The organism is Niabella sp., from assembly GCF_030150205.1.
Lineage (GTDB): Bacteria > Bacteroidota > Bacteroidia > Chitinophagales > Chitinophagaceae > Niabella.
In genome coordinates, this window is record NZ_JASLGT010000011.1 from 36,910 (window position 1) to 60,105 (window position 23,196).

The 23,196-nt window shown below is 47.1% G+C and carries 21 protein-coding genes; 11 read left to right on the forward strand and 10 right to left on the reverse strand.

Annotated elements, in window-relative coordinates; genetic code table 11:
- Positions 1 to 341: 341 nt before the first annotated feature.
- From Q1V85_RS10465 to Q1V85_RS10480, 4 genes are all read right to left on the reverse strand, one after another.
- A complete protein-coding gene (locus Q1V85_RS10465) occupies positions 342 to 1,229 on the reverse strand; it encodes an exopolyphosphatase (protein ID WP_300599635.1) in 888 nt (295 codons plus the stop codon).
- Positions 1,230 to 3,284: a polyphosphate kinase 1 gene (ppk1, locus tag Q1V85_RS10470; protein ID WP_300599638.1), complete on the reverse strand. Its 2,055-nt coding sequence runs from the start codon at positions 3,282 to 3,284 to the stop codon at positions 1,230 to 1,232.
- A 198-nt stretch (positions 3,285 to 3,482) separates the two neighbouring features.
- Positions 3,483 to 3,746 carry a hypothetical protein gene (locus tag Q1V85_RS10475; RefSeq protein ID WP_300599640.1) on the reverse strand — a complete coding sequence of 88 codons (264 nt, stop codon included), beginning with the start codon at positions 3,744 to 3,746 and terminating at the stop codon, positions 3,483 to 3,485.
- 41 nt (positions 3,747 to 3,787) lie between these two features.
- On the reverse strand, positions 3,788 to 4,156 hold the full coding sequence (locus Q1V85_RS10480) for a hypothetical protein (RefSeq protein WP_300599642.1): 369 nt from the start codon (positions 4,154 to 4,156) through the stop codon (positions 3,788 to 3,790).
- 298 nt (positions 4,157 to 4,454) lie between these two features.
- Between Q1V85_RS10480 and Q1V85_RS10485 the strand changes: the two genes are divergently transcribed.
- The 5 genes from Q1V85_RS10485 (at position 4,455) to Q1V85_RS10505 (ending at position 8,727) form a co-directional block, all read left to right on the forward strand.
- Positions 4,455 to 4,946, forward strand: a complete 492-nt coding sequence (locus Q1V85_RS10485) for a YajQ family cyclic di-GMP-binding protein (protein ID WP_300599644.1) — start codon at positions 4,455 to 4,457, stop codon at positions 4,944 to 4,946.
- Positions 4,947 to 5,190: 244 nt separating this feature from the next.
- Positions 5,191 to 5,439, forward strand: coding sequence for a type B 50S ribosomal protein L31 (locus Q1V85_RS10490; protein WP_231002891.1), 249 nt, complete (start codon positions 5,191 to 5,193; stop codon positions 5,437 to 5,439).
- Positions 5,440 to 5,528: 89 nt separating this feature from the next.
- Positions 5,529 to 6,650 carry a putative sugar nucleotidyl transferase gene (locus Q1V85_RS10495; RefSeq protein WP_300599648.1) on the forward strand — a complete coding sequence of 374 codons (1,122 nt, stop codon included), beginning with the start codon at positions 5,529 to 5,531 and terminating at the stop codon, positions 6,648 to 6,650.
- Positions 6,647 to 7,408, forward strand: a complete 762-nt coding sequence (tpiA, locus tag Q1V85_RS10500; RefSeq protein WP_300599650.1) for a triose-phosphate isomerase — start codon at positions 6,647 to 6,649, stop codon at positions 7,406 to 7,408. Before Q1V85_RS10495 ends, tpiA begins: the two co-directional genes overlap by 4 nt.
- 161 nt (positions 7,409 to 7,569) lie before the next feature.
- Positions 7,570 to 8,727, forward strand: a complete 1,158-nt coding sequence (locus Q1V85_RS10505) for a glycosyltransferase (protein WP_300599651.1) — start codon at positions 7,570 to 7,572, stop codon at positions 8,725 to 8,727.
- A gap of 104 nt (positions 8,728 to 8,831) precedes the next feature.
- On the opposite strand, the gene Q1V85_RS10510 is transcribed toward Q1V85_RS10505, so the two are convergent.
- Positions 8,832 to 9,818 carry a glycosyltransferase gene (locus Q1V85_RS10510; protein WP_300599653.1) on the reverse strand — a complete coding sequence of 329 codons (987 nt, stop codon included), beginning with the start codon at positions 9,816 to 9,818 and terminating at the stop codon, positions 8,832 to 8,834.
- 189 nt (positions 9,819 to 10,007) lie between these two features.
- Between Q1V85_RS10510 and Q1V85_RS10515 the strand changes: the two genes are divergently transcribed.
- Positions 10,008 to 10,985: a glycosyltransferase gene (locus Q1V85_RS10515; protein WP_300599655.1), complete on the forward strand. Its 978-nt coding sequence runs from the start codon at positions 10,008 to 10,010 to the stop codon at positions 10,983 to 10,985.
- On the forward strand, positions 10,978 to 11,973 hold the full coding sequence (locus Q1V85_RS10520) for a polysaccharide pyruvyl transferase family protein (RefSeq protein ID WP_300599658.1): 996 nt from the start codon (positions 10,978 to 10,980) through the stop codon (positions 11,971 to 11,973). Before Q1V85_RS10515 ends, Q1V85_RS10520 begins: the two co-directional genes overlap by 8 nt.
- 2 nt (positions 11,974 to 11,975) lie before the next feature.
- Here Q1V85_RS10520 and Q1V85_RS10525 read toward each other — a convergent pair whose 3' ends face one another.
- From Q1V85_RS10525 to Q1V85_RS10540, 4 genes are all read right to left on the reverse strand, one after another.
- Positions 11,976 to 13,772 carry an ABC transporter ATP-binding protein gene (locus Q1V85_RS10525; RefSeq protein WP_300599660.1) on the reverse strand — a complete coding sequence of 599 codons (1,797 nt, stop codon included), beginning with the start codon at positions 13,770 to 13,772 and terminating at the stop codon, positions 11,976 to 11,978.
- A gap of 157 nt (positions 13,773 to 13,929) precedes the next feature.
- Entirely contained in the window at positions 13,930 to 14,895 is a 966-nt protein-coding gene (locus Q1V85_RS10530; RefSeq protein ID WP_300599662.1) for a hypothetical protein, read from the reverse strand.
- Positions 14,896 to 14,975: 80 nt separating this feature from the next.
- Positions 14,976 to 16,163: a sigma-54 dependent transcriptional regulator gene (locus Q1V85_RS10535; protein WP_300599665.1), complete on the reverse strand. Its 1,188-nt coding sequence runs from the start codon at positions 16,161 to 16,163 to the stop codon at positions 14,976 to 14,978.
- Positions 16,164 to 16,233: 70 nt separating this feature from the next.
- On the reverse strand, positions 16,234 to 17,223 hold the full coding sequence (locus Q1V85_RS10540) for a pyruvate dehydrogenase complex E1 component subunit beta (protein WP_300599668.1): 990 nt from the start codon (positions 17,221 to 17,223) through the stop codon (positions 16,234 to 16,236).
- Positions 17,224 to 17,460: 237 nt separating this feature from the next.
- On the opposite strand from Q1V85_RS10540, the gene Q1V85_RS10545 reads away from it, so the two are divergent.
- Positions 17,461 to 18,438: a YpdA family putative bacillithiol disulfide reductase gene (locus tag Q1V85_RS10545; protein WP_300599670.1), complete on the forward strand. Its 978-nt coding sequence runs from the start codon at positions 17,461 to 17,463 to the stop codon at positions 18,436 to 18,438.
- A gap of 503 nt (positions 18,439 to 18,941) precedes the next feature.
- Here the strand turns inward: Q1V85_RS10545 and Q1V85_RS10550 are convergent.
- The gene (locus Q1V85_RS10550; RefSeq protein WP_300599672.1) at positions 18,942 to 20,129 is read right to left on the reverse strand and encodes an acetyl-CoA C-acyltransferase; all 1,188 of its coding nucleotides are present in this window, start codon (positions 20,127 to 20,129) and stop codon (positions 18,942 to 18,944) included.
- A gap of 232 nt (positions 20,130 to 20,361) precedes the next feature.
- Here Q1V85_RS10550 and Q1V85_RS10555 point away from each other — a divergent pair, with 232 nt between their 5' ends.
- The 3 genes from Q1V85_RS10555 to Q1V85_RS10565 all read left to right on the forward strand — a co-directional run bounded on the left by Q1V85_RS10555 (position 20,362) and on the right by Q1V85_RS10565 (position 23,140).
- Positions 20,362 to 21,582: a DUF1343 domain-containing protein gene (locus tag Q1V85_RS10555; RefSeq protein WP_300599674.1), complete on the forward strand. Its 1,221-nt coding sequence runs from the start codon at positions 20,362 to 20,364 to the stop codon at positions 21,580 to 21,582.
- Between the two features lie 221 nt (positions 21,583 to 21,803).
- Positions 21,804 to 22,616 (forward strand): DUF3822 family protein, encoded by an 813-nt coding sequence (locus Q1V85_RS10560; protein WP_300599676.1) that lies wholly within the window; start codon positions 21,804 to 21,806, stop codon positions 22,614 to 22,616.
- Positions 22,592 to 23,140: an RsmD family RNA methyltransferase gene (locus tag Q1V85_RS10565; protein ID WP_300599678.1), complete on the forward strand. Its 549-nt coding sequence runs from the start codon at positions 22,592 to 22,594 to the stop codon at positions 23,138 to 23,140. The genes Q1V85_RS10560 and Q1V85_RS10565 overlap by 25 nt, the downstream gene beginning before the upstream one ends.
- Positions 23,141 to 23,196 lie beyond the last annotated feature (56 nt).

Genomic DNA, 23,196 nt, shown 5'->3' on the forward strand with positions numbered 1-23,196 from the left:
TTCCAGGTTGGGTTTCGTTTTATACCCGATGATCAATGCCAGACGCTGAGTGCTCATAACTGAAAACTAAAGACTGAAAACTGATAACTAATTTTTTTGTTTAAGGTTTCAAGTTCAATGTTCCAGGTTGGATTTCGTTTATACTCGATGATCAATGCCAGACGCTGAGTGTTCATAACTGAAAACTAAAGACTGAAAGCTGATAACTAATTTTTTTGTTTACGGTTTCAAGTCTAATGTTCCAGGTTGGATTTCATTTTATACTTGATGATCAATGCCAGACGCTGAGTGTTCATAACTGAAAACTAAAGACTGAAAACTGATAACTAATAGCTCCAAACTTATCCCTGCTCTCGGATCTCTTCGTACAAATTCTGGATCAATCCATCTGCCAACCCGATCTTGGGCACCAGGATCTCTTCGGCTCCGGCCCATTTCAATACGTTTATATAAATCAATAAAGCCGGAACGATCACATCGGCCCGGTCTTCCCGCAACTTATAATTGCTCATCCGTTCGGTGAGCGTCATGCTGCTGAATTCCTTATAATAATCGCGGAGCAGTTCCAGCGAAAGCGGCCGGCCTTCCTTGCGTTTTGAAAGGGAAAAGATCTTGTTGATATTACCCCCGGACCCGATACCGATGGTTGTTTTGATATTCCGTGTATTGCTCCGTATATAGGTTTTCATTTCCTCCCACTGGGCTTCCGCCACCTGTTGCTTCAGTAACCGGATGGTTCCGATATTGAAAGAACGTTTAAAATTCATTTCCCCGTTTACAAAACAGGTTAGTTCCGTACTTCCGCCACCCACATCAATATACAGGTAGGCAGCGTCCTGGGTAAGGTTTTCGGCTACATGACTTTCATAAATGAGGGCTGCTTCCCGGTCGCCGGAAATGATCTCGATCTGCAACCCGGTTTCTTTTGCTACCTGCTCAATGATCTGCAGCCCGTTCCGGGCATCGCGCATGGCCGAAGTAGCGCAGGCTTTTACCGCTTGTACCTCGTAGGCATCCAGCAGGTGCCGGTAGGCCTTCATGGTACTGAGGATATGCGCTGTTTTATCCGGCGAAATTTCCCCGGTTTCAAATACATCAAAACCCAGCCGCAGCGGTACCCGGATGAGATTGGATTTGATAAACTCCGGCTTGTTCTTTTTGATCATCCGCACATCCGTGATCAGTAAACGGGCGGCGTTACTGCCGATATCAATGGCCGCTAATTTCAACTATGAATATTTTTTATTGATGAGGTAATGATAGATCTCCTCCTGTGACCGTACCTTTTTAGAGGCCGAATGTACATATTTATTTTTAAGTTCATTATCCAGTACCCGGGCCTTTACATTGTCGCTCAGCTGGATATTCAGAATATCGATCAGCTCGTTTTTCAACTGGGGATCCAGGACCGGACAGGTGGCTTCCACCCGGTGTTCAATATTCCGCAGCATCCAGTCTGCCGACGACAGGAATACGCGGGGCTTCCCGCCATTATGAAATACAAAAACACGGGCGTGTTCCAGGTACTCATCCACAATACTGATGGCGGTAACCTTGTGCCTGAACTTTTTGTTCTGCGACAGCATGCAGAAGATACCCCGCACGATCAGTTTTACCACAACACCCGCCCGTGCCGCTTCATAAAGTTTCTGGATCAGGTCGATATCGGAAAGCGAATTGATCTTGATGATCATTTCTGCCTTTTTCCCCTTCCGGGCCGTAGCAATTTCATGATCGATCAGTTTTACCAGGAAGGTGCGCACCAGGTACGGACTGGGAACAATGGTGGTACATTTCTGTAATACCAGTTCATTGGTCTTGGGGTTCTCCAGGTAGGTAAAGATCCGGTTGATATCGGCCATTATTTTTTTGTTGGAGGTCAGCAGGCAATGATCGGCATAAATGCGGGCCGTTTTTTCATTCAGGTTGCCGGTGCTTACAAAACCGTAATGTTCCGTTTGAGCACCCTTTCTTTTTTTGATAATGCACAATTTGGCATGCACTTTCATATTCGGGAACCCGGTTAAAACGGTCGCACCCACATCTTCCAGACGCTGCTTCCATTCCATATTTGCTTCTTCATCAAAGCGGGCCTTCAGCTCCAGCATTACGGTAACTTCTTTGCCATTGCGTACGGCATTTACCAATGCATTGATGATCTTCGACTGGGAGGCCAGGCGGTAACAGGTGATCTTGATGGATACCACATCCGGGTCAAAAGCAGCCTCCCGGATCAGGTCGATGGTGGGCGTAAAATTATGATAGGGATAGCTCAGCAGCACATCCCGGTGCATGATCACATCCGAAATACGCTGTTCCAGCAAGAGGGGATGATCAAATGGCTCCTTTCTCCTGCTTACGTTTTTAAATACCTTGGATGGGAAGTCGATAAAATGACGGAAATTGTGAATGGCGCCTGCCGGGCTGATGGCATCCTGTTTTGCAAATCCCATACGGGTAACGAGGTAGCTCAGGAGCTCCGGATCCATCCGCTCATCGTAAGTAAAACGTACGGGTGTACCTTTTTTCCGGTTTTTAAGACCGGTTTCCAGTTTCTGGATGATGGATGTATTATCAGCGGTATCGATATCCAGTTCGGCATCCCGCGTAAATTTAAAAATATGTGCCCTGAACTCATCATAACCCAGGAACCGGAAGATATCCGGGAGATTGGAAATAATGGCATCTTCCAGCAACATAATATCGTGCTGGCTGGGGCGGGAGGGAAGCTCAATAAAACGTCCGACCGCCGTTACGGGCACTTCGATGATCGCATATTTCCGGTCTTGCCGGTTAAAGCTTTTCCGCATCACCACTCCCAGGAAAATGGATTTATCGCGAAGTGTAGGAAATTTTTTAATATTCTCAATCATCAGCGGAATGATATTCGGACTGATCTCCGATTCATAAAAATCCCGGATGAATTTTTTCTGTGTTACGGTAAGCTGGGCTTCTGTTTTTAAATAGATCCGGTTCCGGTTGAGGCTGCGTTGCACATTCTTCCAAACCCGCTCAAACTCTTCCTGCTGATCGGTCATCAGGCGGTGGATCTGATCAAGGATCTTTTTTGGATTTTTCTCGGGGTGCATGTTCAGCTTCGACTCGATCCGCAGCATCCGCTTCAGCGAAGCAATACGAACCCTGAAAAATTCATCCCGGTTATTGGAAAAAATTCCAAGAAATTTGATCCGCTCGTTCAGCGGAACGGTTGGGTCCGCAGCCTCCTGTAATACCCGGCCGTTAAAGGCCAGCCAACTGATGTCCCTGGGGATAACCTTCTGCATATCTTTTCGGTGTATACTCACAATAATACCACTTTATCGGCAGAATTACGGGGAATAATCGGAGTTTACGGTAAGTTGAGGCTTAAATTATTATTAAGTATTTCCGGTTGTTATTCAATTCCGCATAACAGCTACCAACAGAATTCCGGCGCTTTTTACGACCGGCAAAGGAAATGCAATACCGCAGCTTACCTGCGCTCAATGCCGGAGCGGTACTGGTGGTATAAGATCAGGTCCGGCAACCTTGGCCGCCTGAAATATAGCAGTGGCAGACTCCGGCAGCCGCGGTTGTTTGGCGCCCGATAGGGTTATGAATGGTTTTTCAGAAAGCACGATCATGGCTAATTCTCCGGATTTTTCGTTTGCCGGACGGTCTGCCGGCTCCGTTTGCACCGGAACAAAGTCGGTTGAACCTGGCTGTTCCGGAAGCGGCGATACGGCTGCGGGAACTGTTTGCTCCATCAGCTTTAGCCGGCAGGCGGCCAGTTCCTGCAGGTTTGTATTTATAGTCTCAACTCAACTGCTTTTTCAGCGATCTCCAGCCTGTTTTCCAGGTTGAGCAGGCCAACCGGGGTATAGCGTAACAATCGTGCCTGTAATACCAGTACCCGGCTTTTGGCCAGGTCGCGCTTCAGGCGGGTCCTTACGTCTGTAGCGGTTGCCTGGGTCAATGCCTGCTCGTAAGCATCCAGTGTGGTTTGCTTTATGCGCAGGTCGGCTGTGGTATGATCAATGATGTTCCGGTGGCGTTCAATCCGGCGTTTCAATGCCACTATTTTAATGATCAAACCGGCATGTTGCTGGCGGAATGTTTCCTGTAAAAGTGTGCAGTCCGCGATGGTGTGTACGCGGTTTAAAGATAGCTTTGACATTATTGGTGATTTTATGATTAAAAAATGCAGGAAACCGTTCCATCATTTTGATGGTCAGCGGGTTTTCTTACCTAAATATAATAAAAAAAATGCAATTGTGGCCGGGAGGTATTGTTAAAATTGCAGATGGCAGATAGATCATGCGCTTTAACCGTATTCAAAAATACCAGGAAGAGGCTTAAGCTGCTCCGGAATATGGGATGATACCTGTCAGCAGTGGAAAATAATTCCGTAGAATCCGCAGGTTCTTAGTACTTTTAAATTTTACATTTTAAATTTATATTCTAAATTTCTGAATATGCCTTCTTTTGATTTTGCCAGTAAAGTAGATGCACAGGCGCTGGACAATGCCGTAAATGTGGTGAAAAAGGAAATCACCAACCGTTTTGATTTTAAAGGTTCGCATGTAGTGATCGACCTGGATAAAAAAACATTCAAGATCAATGTAGAAACGGAAGATGATATGAAGATGACGCAGTTACTGGATGTACTGGTAAGCCGCGCCCATAAGCAGGGCATCGCCCCCGAAGCGTTTGACCTCAGCAAGGCCGGAAGCCAGATCGGCAAGGCCTGGAAAAAAGAAGTGGAAGTACGCAACGGTATCAGGCAGGAAGATGCCAAGAAAATCGTGAAGCTGATCAAAGATGCCGGGCTGAAAGTGCAGGCTTCCATCCATGACGATGTGGTGCGGGTAACCGGCAAAAAGATCGATGACCTGCAAAGCGTGATACAGGCTTCAAAAGGCTGGGAGCTGGGCGTACCGCTACAGATCGAAAATATGCGGAGTTAGGGAATTTGAGAATTTGAAAATTTGAGAATGTGGAAATGTGGAAATTGGGTCTGGGAGCGGAATAAGGAAGTTGGTCATCGCCGGCTTCTGGTACGGCAGTGGGGCCGGAGCTATCTGGGTTGAATGTTTTGCATTTTAATTTGATATTCATTATGCTGCATTTGGGATTTTCCTTACCTTTGCACCTCAAATTTTATTCATAACCGTACGGCAAAATCCGTACAACCTTAAAAATCATATAATTATGAAACAAGGGCTCCATCCAGAAAGCTACCGTTTAGTAGTGTTTAAAGACATGAGTAACGGCGATACCTTTTTAAGCCGCTCTACTGCCAATTCAAAAGAAACCATTCAATGGGAAGATGGTAACGAATACCCCGTAATTAAACTGGAAATTTCAAGCACCTCTCACCCTTTCTTTACTGGTAAGAACGTTCTGGTAGATACTGCCGGTCGTATCGACAAGTTCAAAAGAAAATACGCCAAGAAATAATTGGTGCTGTTTTTATATTTTTTACAAACCCCGGTGCTCCCGGGGTTTTGTTTTGCCCTTATTTCTGTTTATCTTAGGCACCTCAATTTATGAGCGCAGTTATTTTCACGCATACACAGTACCAGGCAGAACCATTGTTCCCTTTTAGTCTTACAACGGCCGTGGAGGCCATTCCCGGGGGTATGATGACCAACCGCCGGCGCTGGGAGCGGATCGTGGAAAACGATCTGAAGAACGGTACGGATGCCCGCTGGTTTATACCGGCCAGCCTGCTGCCATCGCAGCAGCTGGTGGATCAATTGCGCGCTTTTTCTCCCGGTGATTTCCTGCAATTCGAAAGCGGAGCCATTATTGGTTACGGTGCATCTGAAGCAGATTTTTCCGGCAGTCCGGTTGAGCTGCTTCCTCAAACCCCGGTTGATTTTATCCGGTACGGCTGGGATATTTTTGAGCAAAACGCGCGCTTGCTGCATTTCGATTTTACATTGCTCAGCCAGGGCCGGGAACCGGCACCGCTGGCCGCCGGCAACCAGGTCACCAACGGCGCGCAGGTATTTATTGAACCAGGTGCAGATGTGCGGTTTTCGTTCATCAACGCGGAGGAGGGACCGGTGTATATCTCGAAGAATGCGCTGATCATGGAAGGTACCTGTATCCGCGGACCGGTGTTTATTGGTGAAGGAGCAGTGGTAAAAATGGGTACCCGGATCTATGGTGGAACTACTATCGGTGCTTTTTGCACGGTGGGCGGAGAAATTAAAAATTCGGTGCTGTTCCCGTTTTCCAATAAAGCACACGATGGTTACCTGGGCGATTCGGTGATCGGGCGCTGGTGCAACCTGGGCGCCGGTACCAGTAACAGCAATTTAAAAAACACAGCCGGAAATATTCGCATAACTTTGCCCTCCGGAAGATATCAGGCGGGTATGAAATGCGGGGTATTGATGGGCGATTATTCAAAAGCTGCGATCAATACTTCCTTTAACTCCGGAACGGTGACCGGCATCTGTGCAAACATTTTCGGCAAAGGACTCAGCCCTAAATGGATCCCTTCTTTTTCCTGGGGATATAATGATGACACGCTTTACGAGTTGCCCCAGGCTTTGATACACCTGGAGCGGTGGATGCAAACCAAAAAACAAATACTGACAACAGCAGAAAAAGAGCATATTACCCATATTTATAATCAAACAAAAACAAAGAAATCATGAGACAGCAAATAGCAGCGGCTAACTGGAAGATGAACTTAACGTATGTAGAAGGACAGCAATTGCTAAAAGATATCCTGGATGAAAATATCGAAACCACCGAGAACCAGCTGGTGATCTTTGGGGTTCCCTTTCCTTACCTGATGATGGCCAATGAAAAGGTAAATACACTGAAGAATTTTTATGTGGCAGCGCAGAATTGCTCCAATAAAAAATCCGGTGCTTATACCGGTGAGGTTTCTGTAGATATGCTGAAATCGATCAATATCCAATATTGCATTATCGGTCACAGCGAACGCCGCGAATATTTTAATGAATCGAACCTCGAGATCTCCGAGAAACTGGACCTCCTGCTGGGTGCTGGTTTAAAACCCATTTTCTGCTGCGGTGAGCCGCTGAGCATCCGCGAAGCCGGTACACAAAATGAATATGTGGAAAAGCAACTGCGGGAATCCCTGTTCCACCTGTCTGCAGAGGACCTGAAAAATGTGGTGATTGCTTATGAACCCATCTGGGCGATCGGTACCGGCAAAACGGCTACAACCGAGCAGGCCCAGGAAATTCATGCCTACCTGCGTTCTGTAATTGCCAAACAATACGGAGCGGAAGCTGCGGATGGTATTTCCATCCTTTATGGAGGAAGTGTAAAAGCCAACAACGCAAAGGAACTGTTTTCCTGTCCGGATGTAGACGGTGGTCTTGTGGGCGGTGCTTCACTGGTTGCCATGGATTTCGTAGAGATCATTAAAGCGCTGAAATAAATTCATTCCTGCAGGAGCACCGGGCGAGGCAATGCCCTGTTCAAAAGCGGACGCGCTGCAGGAAGATGGTATTAAAAAAGTGAGGACCGGATCTTCCATCCTCACTTTTTTATTGATATACGCGAAACAACAACGTATCGAATTACTTTAAATTTGCTCCAATGGAATTGAAGCGCCATGTATTGTGGCTATGCAGCTGGTATCCGAACCGGGTGGCTCCGTTCGATGGGGATTTTGTACAGCGTCATGCACGGGCGGTATCCCTATACAACCAGGTCCATGTTATTAAGATCACACCCGATCCGGAGGCAAAGAAAGTGGAGGATGTTTCAACTACCGGTGATGCCTATCCCAATCTTACGGAACAATGCATCTATTATCCTAAAAAGCAGGGCCTGGGGGGAAAGATACAGTCGTATTTCTGGTGGAATAGCCTGTTTAAGAAGGCGATCAGGGCCTATATTGCGCAGCACGGGAAACCGGACCTGGTACATGTGCACATTCCATTTAAAGCGGGGCTTATGGCGCAGTGGATCAAACGGAAGTATGGGATTCCATTTGTGGTAACCGAGCATTGGGACGGGTATAACAGGGTGGTGGAGAACCACTATCTTCAGCGGCCATCCTGGTTCCGGCGGATCATCACAACCACCTTTCACCGCGCGGCTGGCATACATTCCGTAAGCGATTACCTGGGAAAGGAGATCAATCAGCTGGGCCGGCCGGTTTCATATGTGGTCATCAACAATGCGGTTGATACGCGCTTTTTTTATCGCGAAGAGCGGCAGCATGCCGGGCCGTTTCAATTGTTGCATATTTCAGGCGGCGCGGCAAAAAAGAATGTAGAGGGCATTATACGCGCTTTTCTAAACCTGCCCCAACAGGAGTTTTCGCTTTGTATCCTGGGTCTTCCCCCGGCTATGAACGAACGGTACCAGAAGCAATATCCCGGTATCCGGTTTCCCGGTATACAATCTAATGAAACGGTTGCTGCAGCACTAAGGGCCACCGATCTGCTGGTGATTTTCAGCAACGCGGAAAACTCGCCCTGTGTTATTGGTGAAGCATTTTGTTGTGGTGTGCCCGTGGTAGCTACCAGTGTGGGCGGCATCGGGGAGTTGGTCCGGGATGAAAATGGAGTGCTGGTACTGGCTGGGGATGAAGCAGGACTTACGGATGCTATCCGCCGTATAAGAGCGCATTATCACCGGTATGATCCGGAAAAAATAGCGCGGAAAGCCATCGATTGGTTCGGTTACGAGCCCATTGGGAAAAAATTAGATGACTGGTACCGGGATGTAATCCGGAATACCCGGTAAACAACCAGGATCAAATCCTTAATGATTAACGTGCATTGGGAATGCCAATGATGAAGTGCAGGTATGTGGTTTGTTTTATAGGGCCTGCATGATCCTTTATGCAATTATTGCACCCTGTCCGACAGCGTTCGATTGCGTAACACCCAGGGAAGTAGCAAACGGAAGAGCAGCGGGTTCTTTGAAGCAATATAAATATAAGCCACGCCCGGACGATGACGCAGAACGGATCTTAAACTTAGTTCCTCCGTATGTTGTTTTACAAAATGATAATTCCGGGTTTCCCAACTGGCAAGCAGGATGGTCAACCGCTTATTAAAGATTCGCCGGGCATTAAGTGATGCAGGAATAGGAGTTTGAGCAATAAAGTAATCCTCAATGGCGGCAGTGTTCCGGTAATTTTCAATACGCTGCTCAGCGTTTTGCAACCGGCTGCGTGAATTAGTGCGGTAACAACATACCGTTGTTGGATCCGGCATATAAAATCCGTTGGATATCCGGGTAAGGTGCAAAAACAGCGCAAGGTCCTGCGCATAGAATTTCTTTTCGGCGTATACCTTTAGCTCGTCAAAGTTGATCAGGGTTCGACGGAAACAGGAGGAAGAAAAGAAGATGTCATAATGAAGCAGGGTACTGGTAAAAGCATCTTCCTCCGGGAACTGATAATATTGATCCCGGGCGATTACCCGTTCCCCGGTTGTTTCATCTTCGTAATAAAAATTGGTATGGATATACCCGATATCCGGCTGTGTATAAAAAAGATTTACCTGCTTTTGCAGTTTATGGATATCGATCCAGTAGTCATCGGCATCCAGTGAAGCAATAAATGCTCCGGAAGCACATTCCAGCGCCCTATTGTAATTGGCCATAACGCCCTGATTCTTTTCAGATTCCAGCAGCTTTAGCCGGTTGCCCAATAATGCCTGATAGGTTTTTACGATGGCCACGGTTTGATCGGTGGAGGCATCATCTGCAACAATGATCTCGTAGCTGAACCCGGTTTCCTGTTTCACCACACTATCCAAAGCCCGTGCAATATAATGCTCCATATTATAGGTAGTAATACAAACGCTGACCGTATACGAATTTGGCATATTCAGTTGGAGAAATATAAAACGGAAATGAATGTCATCGCCCGAGGGAAGGTAATTAAATATTTCTATTTTTCATAACTTAGTCCTTTAATCAAATGCAGTATAAAGAGCGGCACCATGTTCACTTGAGATGCACCATTGTGGTACCTTCGCGATTTTGTAATGGGGAATGAATTAATATCGATCATCATGCCGGTTCATAACGGAGCACGGTATTTGAAGGAATGCCTGGATTCCCTGATGAACCAGGGTGATCGCTTTTTTGAGCTGATCATTATAGATGACCGGTCAACCGACGATTCCGTTGCCATTGCCCGGGCTTATCAGGATGAGCGCATCCGCATTTTGCAGGATCATAGCATTAAAGGCATTTCACAGGCGTTGAATTTGGGGATACAGGCGGCCCGCGGTATCTATATCGCCCGGATGGATGCTGACGATATTTGTCATAAGGACCGTTTACAGCTGCAGCGGGCTTATCTGGATAAATATCCGGAGGTTGACGTTGTGGGGACCCAGTTCCAATGCTTTGGAGCGGCCAGCAACCGCAGTGTAGAACCGGAAGGGCATGAACAGATCTGCATCCGGCTTTTGAACGGACCTCCGTTGTGTCATCCTACTTTAATGATGCGTCGCCAGCTGTTTGAGCGGTTTGCATATGATGCGGCATATGATGATGCGGAGGACTACAAGCTACTGGTAGATTTTGCCACAAATGAGATCCGGTTTGCCCTGATTGATAAAATATTGCTTTATAAAAGAATCCACGAAGGCCAGGTAAGTGTTGAACGGCGGCTTTCTCAATATGCCATTATGTATAAGGTACGGCGGGCATATTTCAATTACCGGTTCCCGTATTTAAATGAAAAGCAGATTGACCAGATCTGTGCCAACAAAAATGATACAACCGGGTTCCGGATTGCTGGTTTTAACGCGGTGCTGAGAGTAGTGGAAAAGCAGGAACGGATCTATAAAAACAGGCATCTGAATTATCTGTTGTATAAGCTGTACAGCTATACCATTTATGTGGTGAACCCCGAATTTACACCGGGCGAATACCTGGAGATGATGCGAAGTCCCTATCCCTATAAATACCTGAGGCTATCCGATATCCTCCGTTTGTTGAAACGGGTTTTTATAAAACGGAAAACATATATTGATGAATGATGAAGCGATTTTGAAAATGCTGGGTAGTAAAATCCAAAACGGTTTGCAATCATTGATTGATGATGATTTTTCCTGGCTGGATGTGCCCTTTCATAAAAATATTGGAGACAGTTTGATCGCTTGCGGTACCGCAGCGTTTTTGAAAGCCTTACCCAGCCGGCTTCTTTATAAAGCCAGCAATATCTTTTTCAACGACTCATATTTGCCGCACCGTGGCATCATTTTAATGCATGGTGGTGGAAACTTCGGTGATCTGTGGCCATCGCATCACCGTTTCAGAACGGGTATTATTGCGCAAAGGACCCGGCAGCGGATTGTGGTGCTGCCTCAAACGGTTTGGTACCAGGATAAAAAAAATCTTCAGGCAGATAAGGAGATCTATGGCCGGCATCCGGATCTTACGATCTGTGCCCGTGATGCCGGATCTTTTCATTTTTTGCAGGAACATTTTCCCCGCAACCGGATCCTGCTGATGCCGGATATGGCCTTTTGCCTCAATTTAGAGGAGTACCGGCGCAACAGTCTGTCAGGACGGGATCTGTATCTCTGCCGGACGGATAAGGAGATCGGAACACATGAAGACGCAGAGCGGAACTTTATACGGGATGACCAGCAGCACGGGCAACTGGAGGTCCGGGACTGGCCGGGTGTTGTTCCGCGTGAGGGCGCCTGGCAGCAATTGCAGGAAACGGCAGCGCATTATCAAACAAGGCTGGCCCGGCGTATGATTGGCTGGAACATGCGCGGCTTATGGGTTAGTGATAGCTTTGGACTTAAGGGAAGCCGTTTTAGCGAGCAACAGATGCGGATTGGTATCCGGATGTTCCTGCAATATGACCGGATCTATACAAATCGTTTGCATGGGATGATCCTGGCGTTACTCCTGGCTAAACCGGTAGTTTGTTTTGACAATAGTTACGGCAAGAACAGTGCATTTTTTAATACCTGGCTGAGAGAGCTGGACGGCTGCCGTTTTGTATATCCTTAACCTTAAAAAAGCTGGGCGGTAATCATTTGCTGAAAATCTTCAGAGGAATGCTGGAGCGCTTCAAAGGACCCCTGTGCTGCGATGGATTTATCCCGGATCAAAAAAATCCGGTCTGCTTTTTTGATGGTGGCCAGGCGATGCGCAATGATGATGATGGTACAGTGACCGTGCAACAGTTCCAGACTTTTTTGAACGATATTTTCCGTGGCAGAGTCCAATGCTGAAGTGGCTTCATCCAAAACCAGCACTTCCACATTTTTATACAGTTCACGGGCTATAGACAGGCGTTGTTTTTGTCCGCCCGAAATATAAATGCCGTTATCACCTACCTGTGTTTGTTCCTTTTCCGGAAGGGCGTCAATAAAGCCGGCCAGTGAGGCCTGCTGTACCGCCTTCTGAAACCGCGCCTGGTTTTCGGGTGTGGGTGTGTCAAAGAAGGTAACATTATTAAAGATGGTATCGCTAAACACCACAGGGTCCTGGGATATATATCCTATTTTGTCCCGGTAGGCTTCAAGATTCAGGTCATTGAGCGACCGGTTGCCAATGCTTACAGTGCCGGCAGTGGGCGGGATCAGCCCGATGACGACATGTGCCAGTGTTGTTTTTCCCGATCCGCTTTCGCCTACAAAGGCTACGGTCTGATAGCGGGGAATATGCAGGCTGATCTTTTCCAATATAGTTCGTCCGGTATAGCTTACGGAGATATCTGTAAGCCGGATATCGCCAACGGTGTTGACAGTGGCCTGGTGTGCATCTGCGGGCTCTCCGGCTTGCTGCATCTGGCCTACCAGGCCGGTAACGGAATGAATACTGCCGGTGTTTTGGGCAAAAAACTGCCAGCTTGTTTGCAACAGGCTCAGCTGGGAAAGCGAGCGGTAAAACAACAGCAGGCTTACAAGGATTGCGTTTTTGTCGCTTCCGGGAAACAGGTAAAACTGCAGGAACAGCACCGCACTGATCGTAATAATCGCTACCGGCTCCTTGATCCCTTCCGATAAAGCAGAGAAAAAGCCCATTCTGAAGTGCAGGTTTTCGATCTCGTCAATGGACCGTTCCAGTTTTTTCAGGTATCGTTTAAAGTAATTGGTGGCTTTCAGGTACCGGTAATGCGCAACAGATTGGATCAGGTAGCCAATGAACGTATCGCTTTTTTTGGATATGCCTACGGATATTTTCTGGGTTCTTGAAAACAGTTTCCGGTAAAGTAAATTACTCGCCGCACCAAAAAGCAATACCATGGTGGCAAACTGGATATCTGCAATACAGGCCAGTATATAATAGGTGATAAGGATGGCCAGGTGTTGTATAGTATTAAAATAACTGGTAAGCGTATTGTACAGTCCCCCGATTTCGGTGGTAAGACCGTTCTGGATTTTCCCGGCATTCAGTTTCAGGAATCCTGTATAGGAAAGATCATTCAGCAGGTATAGTAATTTTACCCGAACTTCCCGGATAAAGAGAAAGCGTACCCTGGCGAGATAACGCGTTTGTAAAAAACGGATAGCACCTTTAACCGAAAATACCACCACTACAATAACCAGGATGTTGACAAGGGTAAGTGAAATACCGGCCTTCGACAGCAAATCTGTTAAGTAATGCAGTTTCCCCGTATAGAGCTGCGTATCGCTACCGGAATTGAATAACAGGGTAAAAAGCGGAATGAACAGCGCGAGTCCGATCCCGTCAAGCAATCCTACCAGCACATTTAACACCAGGTACAGGTAAATTTTATTACCTAAAACAGAGTGGTAAAACCGGAAATAGCCCCTGAAATTATGTTTGAAATTTACTTCCACGGCCGGTGATTAATGGATGCAGGTTGGGTTGAACAAATGGATCATGCTGTAAATTTATAGGTTAAATGCCAAACAATGCCTGATGCCACAATATTACCCTGGTTATGCGTAACGGCCCCGCGGCTCATTGGCTGTGGTCATAAGAAGCGATGGACGGTCATTCAATAAGGATCCGTTCAAAGGGGCGTTCATTTAAACGGGCTGCATACACCGGAAACTCAGTGCGGTACATTTTTTCGGTTCCTGCTGCATACACTTTCTGGCTTTCCGAGAGCAGGAAAAAATCGGTAAAGGATTTCAGGTAGGCGGTCCGGGGCAGATTGGTCCGGAGATCGAGGTGGTGGTTCTGTTCAGGAAAACAATAGAGCTGCTCCAGCCCTGCAAGGGATTGGGAAAACCGGTAGCTGTCCGATGTAACCAGTATCGGAACATTGACCTGCTGCCGAAAACGGATCAGGAAGTTCCGGCATTGCTCCATTAATGCCCGTTGTTCTGCTTCGGGCAGGGCAGCTACCTGGTATTCCTGGAAATCACCCAGCAGGTTTTGAAAGCGGAAGGCCATGCCTATATACCGGGCTGGCAGCAGGCTTCTTTTTTTTTGCAATTCCTGTTCCAGTATTTCAGCCGGACGAAACAGTTGGCGAAACAGGTCGCCCCAGGTATGCTGGGTGTGGTAATGGGCATTCAGCGCATTTATTACATCCCGGTTGGCATAACAGTGTACCTGTTTTTTTCCGTTTTTTAAATGGAGCAGGCGTTCGATGGAAGAGGAGCCCACAAGGTTGAGATAAGTAACATCCGTTATCTGTGCCGCGATGACCTCATCTTTTTGTAAGGTCCAGTCATAAGTATTCGGGATCAGAAAATCGGTTAATGTAAAGGGAAAGGTATAGTGAATACGGAACGGAATCTTATTTTGATGGCAAAAGGCAAAACAGGAAATGATCCCCTTCATCCGGTCGGCAAAACCGCCATGAAAATTACGCCCGTCGATCAGGGATAAAAAAAAGGGGGGCGAAGCTGCTGCTTTTCCAAACAGGGAGTACCGCTTCAGACTAAATATAAAATCTCTGAAAGGAGCCGGGCTTTTGGCTAAAAAGTAAACAATGGCTTTCTTGATCATAGTACACCCGTTAGTAAAAGATGTAATTGGGGAACGCCATATTTGCAGAACCTGCCGGCTTCCGGATATAACGAATGTTCTTAGCCGATGGCTACATAGTTTTGAACATCGCCGGCCGTAATGGTTTTACCGCTCAGGATCACCAGTCGCTCTACCACATTCCGGAGTTCCCGGATATTGCCGGTCCAGTTATATTGTTGCAGGGACTCGATAGCGCCTTCATCAATGCCCTTTTTGGTAATGCCGTAATCCTTACAAATATCATCCAGGAACTGATCTACCAGCAGGGGAATATCATCTCTGCGTTCATTGAGTGATGGTACATTGATGAGGATCACACTCAACCGGTGATACAGATCCAGGCGGAAATTTTTATCTTCTACTTCCTGGAGCAGGTCTTTGTTGGTGGCCGCAATCACCCGTACATCTACATTAATATCCTTATCGGCACCTACACGGGTGATCTTTCCTTCCTGCAATGCCCGCAATACCTTGGCCTGTGCATTCAGGCTCATATCACCAATTTCATCCAGGAAAAGGGTACCGCCATTGGCCTGTTCAAATTTGCCAATGCGTTGCTTGATAGCTGAAGTAAAAGATCCTTTTTCGTGTCCAAATAATTCAGATTCAATCAATTCGGTTGGTATAGCGGCACAGTTTACTTCAACCAGCGGACTATTGGAGCGACTGCTTAATTCGTGGATCCAGCGGGCTACCAGTTCTTTGCCAACACCATTGGCTCCGGTTACCAGCACACGGGCCTCAGTGGGCGCTACCTTATTAATGGTTTCTTTGATTTTTTCAATAGGGGCGGAAGTGCCTACAATTTCCTGAACTTTAGAAACCTTTTTCCGCAGCACCTTGGTTTCGGCCACCAGGGAGGTTTTCTCCATGGCATTACGAATGGTGATGAGAAGGCGGTTCAGATCCGGTGGTTTGGAAATAAAATCATAGGCACCTTTTTTTACAGCTTCCACCGCTGTTTCGATCGTACCATGCCCGGAGATCATAATAACCGGAATATCGGGTGAAAGGCTGGTTGCCTTTTCAAGGAATTCAAGACCATCCATCTTCGGCATTTTAATGTCGCATAAAACGGCATTAAATGTTTTTTCCGAAAATAATTTCAGCCCCTCTTCGCCGTCGGTTGCCTCAGAAATCCGGTAACCTTCAAAGGAAAGGATCTCCGACAGCGTTTTTCTTATGGATGCTTCGTCGTCAATGATCAGAATCTCGTGTTGATTATCGTTGTTTTTGTTTTTTGGCACAGGATCTTTTTAAAATAACTAATCAGAAAACACAACATATCGGGAGCATTCCAACAGAACCCGATCCGGGTTATTTCTTCATATACATCACTTCTTTTACCAGTTTCACCGTGCGGGGAACATCCGGCAATGCTGCAGCAACCAGGTTGGGTGCATAGTGCAGGGGGGCATCGGCCGCAGTGATCCGGCGGATGGGCGCATCCAGGTAATCGAACGCATCTTTCTGAACGCGGTAAGAGATTTCGGATGAAACAGAGGCAAAGGGCCATTGCTCTTCCACAATTACCAACCGGTTTGTTTTACGTACACTGGCAAGGATGGTATCCATATCCAGCGGACGGATGGTTCTCAGGTCGATCACTTCAGCGCTGATCCCTTCTTTTTCCAACTCAGCGGCAGCACCCAATGCTACTTTCATCATTTTATTAAAAGAAATGATGGTAACATCGGTTCCGGCTTTTTTTACATCAGCCTTGCCCAGTTCGATATAATATTCTTCTTCGGGTACTTCCATTTTATCCCCGTACATGACTTCACTTTCCATAAACATCACCGGGTCTTCTTCGTACCGGATGGCTTGTTTTAAAAGTCCTTTAGCATCATAAGGCGTACTTGGCGATACAACTTTAAGACCCGGAATATTGGCATACAGGGACTCAAATGCCGTGGAGTGCTGTGCACCCAACTGTCCTGCAGAACCGTTTCCGCCGCGAAAAACAATTGGACATGAAATTTGCCCACCGCTCATTGCCAGCATCTTAGAAGCGGTATTTAAAATTTGATCCAGGGCCAGTACCGCAAAGTTCCAGGTCATGAATTCTACAATCGGACGAAGGCCGTTCTGAGCGGCACCTACGCCAACTGCCGCAAAACCCAATTCGGAAATAGGGGTATCAATCACCCTTTTTTCACCAAATTCGGCCAGCATTCCCTGGCTTACTTTGTACGCACCATTATATTCAGCTACTTCCTCACCCATCAGAAACACGCGTTCGTCTCTTCTCATTTCTTCGGTCATTGCCTCTCTGAGGGCTTCTCTGAAAGCTATACTCCTTGCCATACTTTGTAAATTGTCTTTTTTAAGAGTGGCAAATTTAAGTGAGATGCGTCAGAAAACCAAAGAAGGATTATTCCCTGTTCTCCCATTAAAACTTTCAAAATACAATTATAAAACGGAACCCGTCTTTTCTATGGCTGGCACGCAGAAAAGACGGTGTCCCGGGCTGCGCTTATGATTGGCCGTATCCGCCGGAGTATAAAATTTGGCATTCGGGAGCCGATCCCTGAAATTTGCAGGATGCAGCATTTTTCGATCATCATCATCGGAGGCGGGCCTATCGGGCTGGCCTGTGCCATTGAAGCACAAAAAGCGGGGCTGGATTATGTGATTTTAGAAAAAGGAAGCCTGGTAAACTCGCTTTATAACTACCCGGTGAACATGACTTTTTTTTCCACCTCGGAGCGGCTGGAGATCGGCGGAGTGCCCTTTGTTTCCAATAACCCCAAACCAACCCGCAATGAAGCGCTCGAATACTACCGGCGGGTAACCAGCTCCTTTAACCTGAATATCCGCCTGTTTGAAGCCGTACAGCAGGTGGAGCGGAGTGTGGATCTTTTCGAGGTGATCACATCCCGGAGCACCTATACTGCCGATCAGATCATTATTGCTACGGGTTTTTATGATATTCCTTACCTGCTGAATGTGCCGGGCGAAGAGCTGCCCAAAGTAACGCATTACTATAAGGACCCGCATTTTTATGCATTTCAGGATGTGGTGGTAGCGGGCGCCATGAATTCCGGTGTGGATGCGGCGCTGGAAACCTGGCGAAAGGGTGCCCGGGTTACCATGGTGGTGCGCGGACCGGAAATAGGAACCCGGGTAAAATATTGGGTACGTCCGGATATTGAGAACCGCATTAAGGAAGGCTCCATTAAAGCACTTTTCAATTCCACCATCCGGGAAATAAGGGAACAGGAGGTAGATATCGATACACCAGAAGGCATGGTTACATTGAAGAATGACTTTGTAATTGCTGCCACCGGCTATCAGCCCAACCTGCAGTTTTTAAAACAAATCGGTATTGAGCTGAGTGATGATGCGGTAAAATGTCCGCTATTGGATCCGGAAACCCATGAATCCAGTGTAAGAGGCGTATACCTTGCCGGTGTGATTTGCGGGGGCATGAACACGCACCGGTTGTTTATCGAAAATTCCCGCGAGCACGCAGTGAAGATCATAAAAGCAATCAGCGACAGGCTGAACGCTAAACGCTGAGGGCTGAATGCTGAACGCTGAAAGCTTGTTCCAGGTTCAAGGTTTCACGTTAGATCCTGTTTCATATTCGATGTACAATACTGATAACTGAAGGCTACAAGCTGTTTAATGTTGGATTTCGTTGCATGCCTGAGAAGTAATTTCATTTCCACATCTCTGCATTTTCAAATTTTCATATGTTTTGGGCGACAGGGAGACCGATGGGACAGGGGGTGTTGCTAACCGCTGGTTTCACATTCGATACAGGATGGCCGATATTGCTCACCAAATACTGCTCCATATTCCTAACCGGACTCATGCTCGCTGAACGCTGAAAGCTTGTTCCAGGTTCAAGGTTTCACGTTAGATCCTGTTTCATATTCGATGTACAATACTGATAACTGAAAACTGATAACTGAAGGCTACAAGCTGTTTAATGTTGGATTTCGTTTCATGCCTGAGAAGTAATTCCATTTACACATTTCCACATCTCCACATTTTCACATTTTCAAATTGCCACATTTTCAAATTATCCGTTCTATCACCATCGCGCTGGCACCACCGCCACCGTTACAGATGCCTGCAGCACCATAGCGGCCATTATTTTGGTGGAGCACCTGGATCAGGGTTACAATGATGCGGGCACCGCTGGCACCCAGGGGATGCCCGATCGATACCGCGCCTCCGTTTACATTTACCGTTGCCGGGTCTAATTTCATGCGCCGGGTATTTTCAATACCCACTACGCTAAATGCTTCATTCAGCTCCCAGAAATCGATATCGGTCATACCCAGGCCGGCTTTTTCAACTGCCCGGGGAACAGCCAGTGAGGGCGTTGTGGTAAACCACTCGGGGGCCTGTTCTGCATCGGCATAAGACAGGATCCTGGCAATGGGACGTAATCCCAGGGCTTCCGCCTTTTCTTTGCTGATGAGCACCAGGGCTGCAGCGCCATCATTCATCGTGCTGGCGTTTGCGGCGGTAACCGTACCGTCTTTTTTAAAAGAAGGTTTCAACGTGGCTATTTTATCAAATTTTACATTGAACGGCTCCTCATCTTTTGAAATAATCACCGGATCTCCCTTACGGGAAGGGACTGCTACCGGTATCACTTCCGCATCAAATTTTCCGGTTTCCCAGGCGCGCTGGCTGCGGTGATAGCTTTCTGTGGCAAAGGCATCCTGTGCTTCCCGGGAGATGCCACATTCACCTGCGCATAATTCGGCCGCCATACCCATCGCTTCACCGTTGTATACATCCGTTAAACCATCTTTTGCTAAACCATCAATAGCCGCTGTATTTCCGTATTTATTGCCCCAGCGCATATTATTGAGATAGAACGGAACATTGCTCATGCTTTCCATGCCGCCGGCTACAACAATATCCGCATCGCCCAGGGCAATATGCTGTACGGCACCGGCGATCGCTTTCATGCCGCTGGCGCAAACCTTATTGACGGTTGTACAGTTGACGCTATCCGGCAAACCAGCAAATTTTGCGGCCTGACGGGCTGGGGCCTGTCCCAGGTTGGCCTGCAATACAGATCCCATGATCACATCGGTTACCAGCTCCGGATCTATGCTGGCCTTCGCCAGGGCCGCCTTAATAGCGAAAGCACCCAGCTGGGTAGCACTAAGGTCTTTCAGGGCTCCTCCAAAACTGCAGATAGGCGTACGAACCGCGGAGAGGATATATATTTCTTTAGGTAACATCTTATTTTTATTTCAACAAATGTAGGGGAAATTTCTTTTCAGTAACGAGTGTTAGTTTTTATATGCACATTGCTGGATATAAAATTAAAGACCGGAATATCCTGTTGTTGCCCCGGTTCTTTATCCCTGAACGTTAGGCTTACTTTTCTATTTTTGAAGAGTTCTCATTTTATATTTCTCCCAAGGATGCCGTATTTTAGCAGCTGCCTGATTGAATGATAAATAAAACGATATGAAGCTTATTTTTTTGAACCTCTTACTGATTGCATTATGTGTTTCCTGCGCCACTGCCCGGGTTCCCAAAACACCGGCAACGGACCCGGCACATGCTATCAGGACCGGTGCGGATCAAACCGAAAAATATGTTCCGTACCTGGCGGGTAAACGCGTAGGGGTATTAGCCAATCCTACAACGCGGATCGGGAACCTGCATCTGGTAGACAGCCTGCTGGCGCGCGGCATTAAAATCGTAAAAGTGTTTGGCCCGGAGCATGGCTTTCGCGGTGATGCAGATGCCGGTGCCGTAGTCAATGATGCCGTGGATGCAAAAACCGGTATCCCGGTGATTTCCTTGTATGGCAAAAAGAGCAAGCCTTCCAAAGAAGACCTGGCAGATGTGGATGTAATGATCTTTGATGTGCAGGATGTGGGCACGCGGTTTTACACCTATATTAATGTTATGGGCCGCATTATGGAAGCCTGCGCCGAAAATAACAAAGAGCTGCTGATCCTGGACCGGCCCAATCCAAATGGCTACCTGGTGGATGGTCCTGTGCTGGATATGCGGCTGAAGTCGGGCATTGGCGCTTATCCCATTCCCATTGCACATGGGCTTACCATTGGCGAGCTGGCGCAAATGATCAATGGCGAGGGCTGGCTTCCCGGGAAAATGAAGGCAGCCATTAAGATCATACCCGTGGCCAATTACACGCATGATCTGCCCTATACGCTGCCGGTGGCGCCTTCTCCCAACCTGAACACACAGCAAAGCATTTTGTTGTATCCTTCCCTGTGCCTGTTTGAGGGTACCATTATCAGTCAGGGCAGGGGCACCCATTACCCGTTTGCAATACTGGGCGCTCCGGCGCTGAAGGGCAAGTATGCATTTGAATTTACCCCGGTAGCTATTAAAGGAATGAGTGCTACACCACTGCATAAAGACCAGGTATGTTATGGACTCGACCTCCGCAACTATGATATGACGGGGCTGATCCGCGGGCGCAAGATCAATATTCAGTGGATGATCGAACTATATAAAGCTTATCCGGATCCGTCGAAATTTTTTGATAAAACGCAAAGCAACCAGATCGGGGATATTGATAAGCTGGCCGGGGTCTATGATTTTAAAAAGCAGATCATCGAAGGCCGGTCAGAAGCCGAGATCCGCAAGAGCTGGGAGCCGGGTTTGGGGGCTTACAAAAAAATGCGGAAGCAGTACCTGCTGTATCCATAATGCGATTTCTTTCCCGCAGATTGCCGCTGATGGCTTCGCAGATTTTCGCTGATATTTCCGCGCCATTTGCGTAAAGAATCCGCGTGAATCAGCGGGAACATTCCCTGCAGGTATCGCGAAATTTTTATGTTCCTGTGTAATCTACGGCAATCGTTCCTGGTTGCAATACAAAAACCCAAATGAAAAATTTTATGTACGTTTGCTCCCTAATAAGAAAGTAAGTGCAGGCTAGATTTGAAATAAACGGAACATATTTTTTAGACCCCGAAAACAGTGTTTTGGCCATTCAGACCGGCCCCGGGTATTTGGCCTATGCTGTTTGTGATACATTGGGCTCCAGGCTGGGAATGCTAAAATGGTATTCAACAGAAAAAAACAGCTTGCAGGAACTGCTGTCCGGGATCCCGGAAATTCAGCATCCTTTTCAGAAAAAGATCATTGCCTTTGATTTTCCCGCCTATACTTTACTGCCGGCAGCGTTGAACCTGGGCGATAACAGCGCATTGCTGCACCTGGCAGGTGCCGATCCGCAGGACCATATTCTTAATGAGCATGTAGGCAACGATATTGCCCTCAACTATTCGGTGCCTTTTGCATTGCTGAACGAGTGCATTCATAATATACCAGGTGCATCTTACTGGCATTTGCAAAAGATCCGTATTACCGAAGCGCTGCAAGACAGTAAAGGGGCGATCATGGATGTAAATATCATTGATCATGCCTTTTCGGTAGTGGCAGTAAAAGACGGAAAGTTGTTGCTGGCACAGCATTATACCTACAAGGCGCCCGAAGATGTATTATTTTACCTGTTAAAGATCGCAGAAGTACATCAGCTTGCACAAACAGAGGTGCAGGTAAATGTTTCAGGACTGATCGATGCCGATGCACAGCTTTACAAAATGCTGTATGCGTATTTCCTGAACATCCGGTTAATGAATGCCGGTTGGCTGGCTGAGGCCGAACAAACCTGTCCGCCACACTATTTTACTACTCTAAAACAAATTGCTCTATGCGAATTATCGCCGGTGCATTAGGCGGAAGAAAGATCAATCCTCCGGCGAAGATGCCCTATACAAGGCCAACCACGGATGTTGCCAAAGAAGGGTTGTTTAACGTGCTGCAACACCGGATCGATTTTGAAGATATCAAGACCCTGGACCTGTTTGGTGGTACCGGCAGCATCAGCTATGAACTGGCCAGCCGGGGTGCCGGAGATCTCACCATCGTGGAGAAAGATAATGTGATGTTTGAGTTTATAAAGAAAACCGCTGCTACGCTCAAAATTGAAAACATGAAATTTGTAAAAATGGATGTTTTCAAATACCTGGAAAGCTGCAATGTGACCTATGATTTTATTTTTGCTGGTCCGCCTTACGCGTTAACCGCCATTGATGAATTGCCGAAACTCATCATCGGCAGGCAATTGCTGAAGGAGAACGGCTGGTTTGTATTGGAGCATACCCCCCGGAATGATTACAAACAGTTTGAAAAATACAGCTTCGAGAAAAACTACGGCACCACCATTTTTTCCGTTTTTGTAAATAGATCTGATGTTTGAGGCATTCCCGATGCTGAATGCTGAAGGCTAAACGCGGTTTTTTAGTACCTTTACAA